Origin of the sequence: Sphingopyxis sp., assembly GCF_036402335.1 — a bacterium.
Lineage (GTDB): Bacteria > Pseudomonadota > Alphaproteobacteria > Sphingomonadales > Sphingomonadaceae > Sphingopyxis.
The window spans coordinates 1-7,668 of record NZ_DASWTD010000335.1 but is presented as its reverse complement, the minus strand read 5'-3'; the positions used below and the strand labels follow the sequence as shown (position 1 = coordinate 7,668).

The window sequence follows — 7,668 nt, the reverse complement described above, 5'->3', positions numbered from 1 at the left end:
GGGGCCCAGAATTCCAGCGGGACCTGCGTGTGACCGCCCTTGGCCCCGGCTTTCGCCGGGGTGCACAAAAGGGACAGCTCCCCACCCCGAAACCGCGACGCGCTAATAAGCGACGTCGACGGCGATCCGGAGGGTGCGGGGGCGGAGTGGCGTCAGGAAACCTTCATTGCCTTCGACGAAGGGCGTGCCGAGCGAAAAGCGGTTGCCGCGGGAATCGAACAGGTTGGTGAGGGTCAGCGACAGCCCGCGGCGGGCGTTGCCGATCCGCATCGCCAGACCGGTGTCGACATAATCGCCCTGACTCTCGCCGAGAACGGGGCCGATCCCGAGCCGCGAGGGTCCGATATAGCTGGCCCAGCCGTTGACGCGAAAATCCTCGTCGTCGATCACGGTAGCATAGTTGACCGAACCACGAACGGCGTGCTTTGCAACGTTCGGAATGCGGCCAAGCCTGCCTGGAGCCGTATCGTACACCGGCAGGATCTGCGCCGCGAAATCATCGACGCGGCTATGGTTATAGACCCCGCCGAGTTCGAACGTCAGCGTCTCGGTCGGCCGCATCGCAATCGCACCCGACAGGCTGGTGATACGTCCGTCGCCGATATTCGCGGTCGTCGGGAAACCGTTGCTGTCGATGAAGTCGGCCTGGATGTTGCGCCAGCGGCTGTAGGACAGCGATATGCTGGCGTCGATCAGGCTGTGGCCCTTGTCGCCGAAGCGCATTCCCGCTTCCCACGTCCGCACCTGGTCGTTGAGGAAGCGCCGGACGAAATTTCCGTCGACCGCGAGGCCGCCCGGACGGAAGCCCTCCTGATAGCGGGCATAGAGCCGGACATTGTCGAGCGGACTCGCAAGCAACGAGAAGGAGGGCAGCAGATCGGTTTCGTTGCGGACGGCGGTCGTCGCGCGCTGCGACGGATCGAGCGCGAAGGCCAGACCTTCGGCAGTGCCGCCGAGCCGCGCGTGCGAAAGGCGTAGCCCGCCCGTTGCGATCAGGTCCGGCATCAGCTCGACCGTCGCTTCGGCGTAGCCGGTGACTTCGGTGATCCGGTTGGTCACGCCGGGCAGGATCGCGCTGATACCGCGCAGGCTGACTTCAGCCTGCGGGATTTCGGCCGGCGGGCCGGCGGCGGTTTCGCCGCGCGCGGGCAACGTGACGCTAAACCCGGCGCTTCCCGACCCCGCGATCCCGAAATCGCGCGTCTGCCGTGCCCGGTTATCGATGAAGCTCACGCCGACGACCCAGCCGAGACCGTCATGATAGGGCCGTGACAGCCTGTTCTCGCTGACGAACATCCGCGTCGCATTGCGCTGGTCCAGGACGCGCGGCCGGTCGCTGATCACGCTGACATCATAAGGCGAGAAAAGACGTTCGATGTCGACCGTTCCCGCCTGATCACCGTCGGGAACGGTGGCGTCAAAGCGCTCGAACAGCCGATGTTCGATATAGGCGTTCGACGACTGGAAGCGGAGGTCGCCCCAATCCTTCATCACCACGATCGTACCGAGCCCGTAGCGCGCCTTGGCATTCTGCTGCACCAGCGAGTTACGGATCAGCGGCGGCGCGTCCTTGTCGGCATATTGCGCGTCGTTGGACGTGATGACCTGATAGATGCCGCCAAGATCGACCGTCCAGTCATCGCCCGCCTCGAACCGGAAGGTTCCGCGGCCGCCGCGTACATGGACGCGATTGACGTCGTTCTGCCCGAGCATCGGATTGTCGATATAGCCGCCGTCGGTCAGCATATAGCCGACCAACCGCAACGCATGACCATCATCGCCGACAGGCAGATTGGCGATTGCCGCGATATCGCCGCCCGGGTCGCCGTGCTGCGTCACCGAAACGCCCGCGATCGCCTGAACCGACATCTCGCGCGGGTCGGGCGCTTTCGGGACAACGCGAATGATGCCGCCGAGCGAGCCGGCACCATAGAGCGTACCCTGCGGACCTTCGAGGATTTCGACATTGTCGATGTCGTAGAGGCGGAGATCCGGATCGGGCGCATTATAGCTGAGGCGGATGTCGCCCAGATACTGTCCGACGGTGGCCTGCGTCGGGCCGGTAAAGCTGGAATCGGCGATGCCGCGAATGAACAGCTTGTTGCGCCCCGAACCCAGATGGGTCGAGGACACGGTCGCGGTCCGCGACAGGATCGAATCCATCCCGCGTTCGCCGCCAAACGCCAAATCGCCGCCATCCAGCTGGGTGGCGACGCCCGCAAAGTGCGAATAGGGCAGATCGGTCTTGGACGCGGTGACGATGATCTCCTCATGCGCCGCCGCGACGGTATCGGTCGATGGTTCGCGCGCCCGGGGCTGCGGCGCCTGCCGCGGCGATGGGGTACGACTGGCAACGCGCGGCGGCGGCGGACGGCGTTCGATGCGCCAACTCGTCGCGCTCACGCGCACCGCGCGGGCATCCGATCCGGCGAGCAGCCGCCGGATCGCCTCTTCGACACTCATCCGCCCACGCACCGGCTTGACGCGCGCCTGCCAGAGTTTCGCATCGACGACGCTGATGCTGACGCCGGCCTGCCGGCTGATCATCGGCAATACGCTCGATAAATTACCTTTGGGAACGTCGAACGCGCGCTCTTCTGCCGCCATTGCCTGCGCCGGCAGGCCCAGCAATATCGCTGCGGCGATCAGGGAAGGGCGGGGCATCATGCTCAGCGCGTCAATATCCAGCCATCGCCTTGCCGCTCGGCCTTCGTTCCCGAGAGGGCGGCGAGATCGGCAATCGTGCGGCTCCGGTCGTCGTCGACGATCAGCGCGCCGCGGAAGGAGACGTCGGCCGCATCGGGGGCAATGCTCACCTGCATCCCCGCGGTGCGCTTCAGATCTTCTGCGACGACTGCCAGCGGGGTGTCGTTGTAAACGAGAAGTCCGGTACGCCAGCCGCCGACGCTCGCAACATCGACATCCCGCACCGTCGGCGCCTTGCGGTCATCGTCGCGCGCTTCGATCCCCTTGCCGGCGACGAGACGGACATTGTCGCGGTCGGGGTTATAAAGGACGACACCTTCGGACACCGCGACGCTCGTCTGGCGCGCGCGCCGCACGACGTTGAAGGCGGTGCCAAGGTCGACGATCCTCGAACCGCCCGCCTCGACCACGAACGGGTCGCCGTCGCGATGCACGACATGGAACATCGCTTCGCCCGATTCCAGCCGGGCAAAGCGCGGACGATCCTCGTCGATCTCGACCACCGAGCCGCCGTTGATTTCGATCTTCGACCCGTCGGCGAGGGTGACGGTGCGATGTTCGCCCGCCGCGGTTTCGATCCGGCCCGGATCATCGAGCAGGCCGAGGCCCGACAGGCTGATCGCGCCGACGAATGCGGCCGCGATCGCACCGCCGAACCAGGCCCGCCGCGACGGACGGCGCGGTGCGCGATGCAGCGGCATGACCGACGGGCTCGATGCCTTCGGCAGCGCATCGAGATCCTGATCGAGGCTCGCGATCGCATCATAGGCGGCGGCGTGAACGGGGTCCTCGCCAAGCCAGTCGGCAAAGCCGTCCCAGTCGGCAAAAGCGGGGTCGCGCTGGCGGATCAGCCAGTCGATCGCGCGCGCTTCGGCGCTGTGGTTTGCGTCAGCTCGCATCGAACTGCCTCCGCATCGCCGCAAGCGTCGCATAGACTTTGCGAAGGTCAGCCTCGACGGTGCTCAGGCTGACCCCCATTTCACTGGCGATGTCACGCTGGTTCAGCCCGTCGACGCGAAACCGGCGGAAGATGCGCGCCGGACGGTCACCGGTGTTCGTGATTGCGGTTTCGACGAGCGCGAGCTGTTCGCGCGAGATCAGCGAGGCTTCGGTCGAGGGGCTTTGCATCGCCGAGGCTTCGCCCCACGCCCGGTCGCGGAGCTCGCTCTGCCGGGTGGACCGATAGCGGTCGAGCATCAGATTGTTCGCGGCGCGCATGACATAGGACAGCGGTTCGGCAATCGGACCCGTACGGCGGTCGGTCAGGCGCATCCACAGATCCTGGAACAGGTCCTCGGCGCCATCGCCGGCACCGCGAACCTCCAGGAAACGGACGATCCGATCCCGGTTGGCGAGCAATACGCCTTCGATGCCCTGTGCGGCGTCGGTTCGATCGGGCGACTGGGTCATGGATTGCTTGCTTTGGAACGCCATCTTTCGCCGGTGGGCGCCGCCCCGATGTGCGCCATACGTCCCCCTGACGAAGCCGTCATATAGCGCCAATGCCCTGCGGTGCAACCGCGGCGAGCAGGAGGAGGGGATAGCGAGTGCAAGCATCGGGTTCTTCGTTCATTTGTTCCTGAGCAAGGGGGAAGCGAGGGTAGGGAGGTCGCTTCCCCCTTGCATGCGGGGCCAGCCGGGGGGCTAGAGGCCGACCCGCAAGCTTGCACGGAACGCCCAGCCGACATGGCTTTGCTGTTCTTCCGCAGACACTTCGCCGGCGACCTGGAAGGCCGAATTGCCGGCGATGCCACGGAAACGGCCGATCCAGCCGCTCGTGCGATCATCAGGAACGAGGGTGAAGGGCGTGCCGTCCTTGAACGACGCCGTCGTCGCGCCCAGCGTGCCGCCGACGATCTGGCGACGGCCGCCTTCGAGTTCGAAGCGCGTCCAGCCGTCATATTCATCGGCGCCGCCGAAATCCATGCCGAGGGCGACGGTGCCCGATACCGCAAGCTCGTCGCTGTCGCGGCCCAGCACCTTGAGGTCGAGCGCATCGCCGCCGCCGGCTTCCTGGTATCCGTCTTCCTTCAGCTTGTAATAGTCGACGGCGACCATCGGGCGGATCGTGATACCGCCGGCGCGGGCGTCATAGGCGAGCGAGCCCGAGGCCGACCACAAGGTGCCGTCCCATTTGCCCTTCATCGTCTTTTCGATGTCTTCGGCGCCTGCCTCGGCGCGGAAAATGCGCGTGCCCTTGAAGCTGATCGGCGCGCCCGAGATGCGTGCATTGGCCATGAAGCCGTCCGAACGCATGCGCCAGTGCAGCGCGCCTTCGAACTGGCTGGTGCTCACCTCGTTCGAGTTGCTGCCGTTGCCGTCCTTGCCGGAAAGATAGGCGATAGAACCGCCGAAATTGCCGATATTGCTTTCGATCTCAGCGCCCGCCGAGATACCCCAGCCGCTGACGTCGTAGCTTGCCGTATCGCCGACGCTTTTCGAGGTGCCCCAGACAGCCTGGTTGACCCAATAACCCCACTTGCCTTCGTCCTGGAACGGCGCGTTGGGATCCTGGAGGTAGCGAGCCAGCGCGCGCGAACCGGTGGTGACGGTTTCGAACACGCCGCCTTCATGTTCGGGCAGCATCTGGCCGAGCTGGCTCTTGAACTGCTCGCCGTTGCGGATGCCAAGGAAGACGTCCTCGATCTTCTGGTCGGCGACGACGGCGTCGATCACCGCATTGAACGCACCCGCTTCGGAGCGGTTGAGGCCGAGCTCGCTCGTGCTCTTGCGCGATACGTCGACGATCAGCTGCGTCGCGTTCGAGGTCAGCGTGCCCTTGTAGAGGAAAGGCAGCAGCGTCTGTGAGGCGGTCAGGTTGTTTGCGCCGGTCACCGAACCGGCGCTCAGCACCACATGCTGTCCTTCAGCCTGCTCGATGCTCGACAATTTGAGCAGCAGCTTCGATTCCGCGCCGAAGCTGGCGTTGCCGGTCACCTGAAGCGCCGTGCCCGTGCTGCCGGTGTCGAGCATCACCCCGAACGTACCCTTGTCGGTGATCGCGAGCGACGAGATCGTCGCGGCACCGCCAAGGTCGAAGGTGCCGCCCGCGACGGTGACGGCCAGGCCTTGCGAATTCCGCAGGCTGCCGGAGAACACCGAAGTGTCGCCGATGCTCAGCGTATCGCTGCCGCCGCCGAAATCGGCGACCCCGCCGAATTTCGAGGTGCCGGCGAGCGTCATCGTATCGTTGCCGCCGCCAAAGCGCGCCTCGCCGTCGTAGGTCGCGTCGCCCGACAACGCGAGCTTGTTGTTGCCGGCGCCAAAGAAGCTGTCGCCCTTCATCGAACCGTCGGCGATATCGAAGGTGTCGTTGCCGCCGCCGAAGCGGACGTCGCCGACGATGCTGGGGGCGGTGATGCCCGAAGCGACGGCGGTCTGCTTGACCGTCGCGCCAGTGGTGTTCGCCGAAAGGTCGATCGCGATGTTGCGATCGGACGAGGCGAGCGCGCCCGTCGCGCTGATTGCGCCGCTGTTTTCGACCGTCGTTACCTTGCCCGACAGATCGACGATGCCACGCGCGGTGCCATTGTCGCCGCCCGTCTTCGCCGTGATCGAGCCGCTGTTGCGGATCAGCGCGACGTCGCCGCCGGCATCGACGATCACGGCCGTTGCGATCGCGCCCGATGCGTTGCCGCCGGTGATCGCCTCGACCTTGCCCGCATTGCGGATTTCGGGCGTGGTCGCGCCATTGCCGATACGGATCGCGGTCGCGGCGGTGTCCTTCGACTGCGCCGAAACGCTGCCCGCGCTGCCGATGCCGCCCGCGATATTCACCGTACCGCCAAGACCGCCGACCTGGATGGCGTTGCCGTCCTTGCCGGCGTAGAGGCCGTTGCCGAGAACGGCGCCGTCGATGATAAAGCCGAGGCCGGTGCCCGTTCCCGGAACGGCGCCGATGGTGACGGCCTGCGTCGCCGAACCGATGCGGATCGCGGCGGCCGACCCGAAGGAGCGGACCGCAGCGATCCCTTCCTTCGAATCCTCGATACCGTCATCGTCTTCGTCATTGTCGCTCGTGCTGCTATCCTTGGGCGGGATGGCGAGGATGATGCCGCCGGTCACATTGCCTTCGATCGACAGCGCCGGGCCGCCGATCAGCAGGTCGTCGGCGTCGAGCTTCGACGGGTCGGCCGGCGGCGTAACGGTGCGATAGCCGGTCGCGGTCAGGTTGCCCTGAACGACGAGCGAACCCGTGATGTTGCCCGCAAGCCGGGCAGCCATCGCGTCGACGCCGGTACCGCTGATCTCGCCGGCAAGACGGACGTTGCCGGTCACGTCCTGCAGCCCGATGCCGAGCGCGCGGTCGCCGAGGACCTGCACGGTGCCGTTATTGGTGAAGCTGCCGGTCAGCGGGCCGCCGAGGCGGATGCCGGCCGAATCATTGCCTTCGACGACGATCACGCCGCCGTTGGTGATGTTGCCCGTGAAAGCTCCGCCCGTCGCGATGCCGACGCGGTTGCTGCCGACCGCGAAGGGACCGTCGAGGTCGCCGTCCTTGTCGATGTCGGTCGGCGCATAGGTTTCGCCGATGGTGATCTTGCCGCCGGTGGCGATGGTGATGCCGCTCGTCACGCCGGCGTTTGCAAAGATCCCGGTCGCGCCGTCGATGTTGCTGAACTCGATCGTGCCTTCGTTGACCACCTTGTGATCGCTGTCGATCGTGATCGCGGGACCCGAGGTAGTCGGCTTGATCGATCCCGAAGCGGCGAGCCTCGTGTCGTCGGGCGCCGTCCCCCCCTTGACCGTCGAGGTGCGGATCGGCGCGGTGAGCGCATTGCCGATCACGGTTTCGGCTGCGGCAGGCGCCGCGATCATGGCGGCCAGGCTGGTAGACGCTAGCAAAATCTTACGCATCGGGTTCCTCTTGTGATCAGGGGCCGGAAGTTTTCCCGGCGACAATCACAAGACGGAACCGATACGGGTGCGCCTTGGAAAAAAATATTACGGTCGCATGACTGT

Annotated in this window: 4 protein-coding genes; all 4 read right to left on the bottom strand. The window is 65.8% G+C overall.

Going from position 1 to position 7,668, the window contains the following annotated elements; genetic code table 11:
* Positions 1–102: 102 nt before the first annotated feature.
* Positions 103–2,667 (bottom strand): TonB-dependent receptor, encoded by a 2,565-nt coding sequence (locus VGD20_RS10315; protein ID WP_331134360.1) that lies wholly within the window; start codon positions 2,665–2,667, stop codon positions 103–105.
* Positions 2,668–2,669: 2 nt separating this feature from the next.
* On the bottom strand, positions 2,670–3,605 hold the full coding sequence (locus VGD20_RS10310; RefSeq protein ID WP_331134359.1) for a FecR family protein: 936 nt from the start codon (positions 3,603–3,605) through the stop codon (positions 2,670–2,672).
* A complete protein-coding gene (locus VGD20_RS10305; protein WP_331134358.1) occupies positions 3,595–4,116 on the bottom strand; it encodes a sigma-70 family RNA polymerase sigma factor in 522 nt (173 codons plus the stop codon). Before VGD20_RS10305 ends, VGD20_RS10310 begins: the two co-directional genes overlap by 11 nt.
* 234 nt (positions 4,117–4,350) lie before the next feature.
* Positions 4,351–7,563 (bottom strand): autotransporter outer membrane beta-barrel domain-containing protein, encoded by a 3,213-nt coding sequence (locus VGD20_RS10300; protein ID WP_331134357.1) that lies wholly within the window; start codon positions 7,561–7,563, stop codon positions 4,351–4,353.
* Positions 7,564–7,668: the final 105 nt, after the last annotated feature.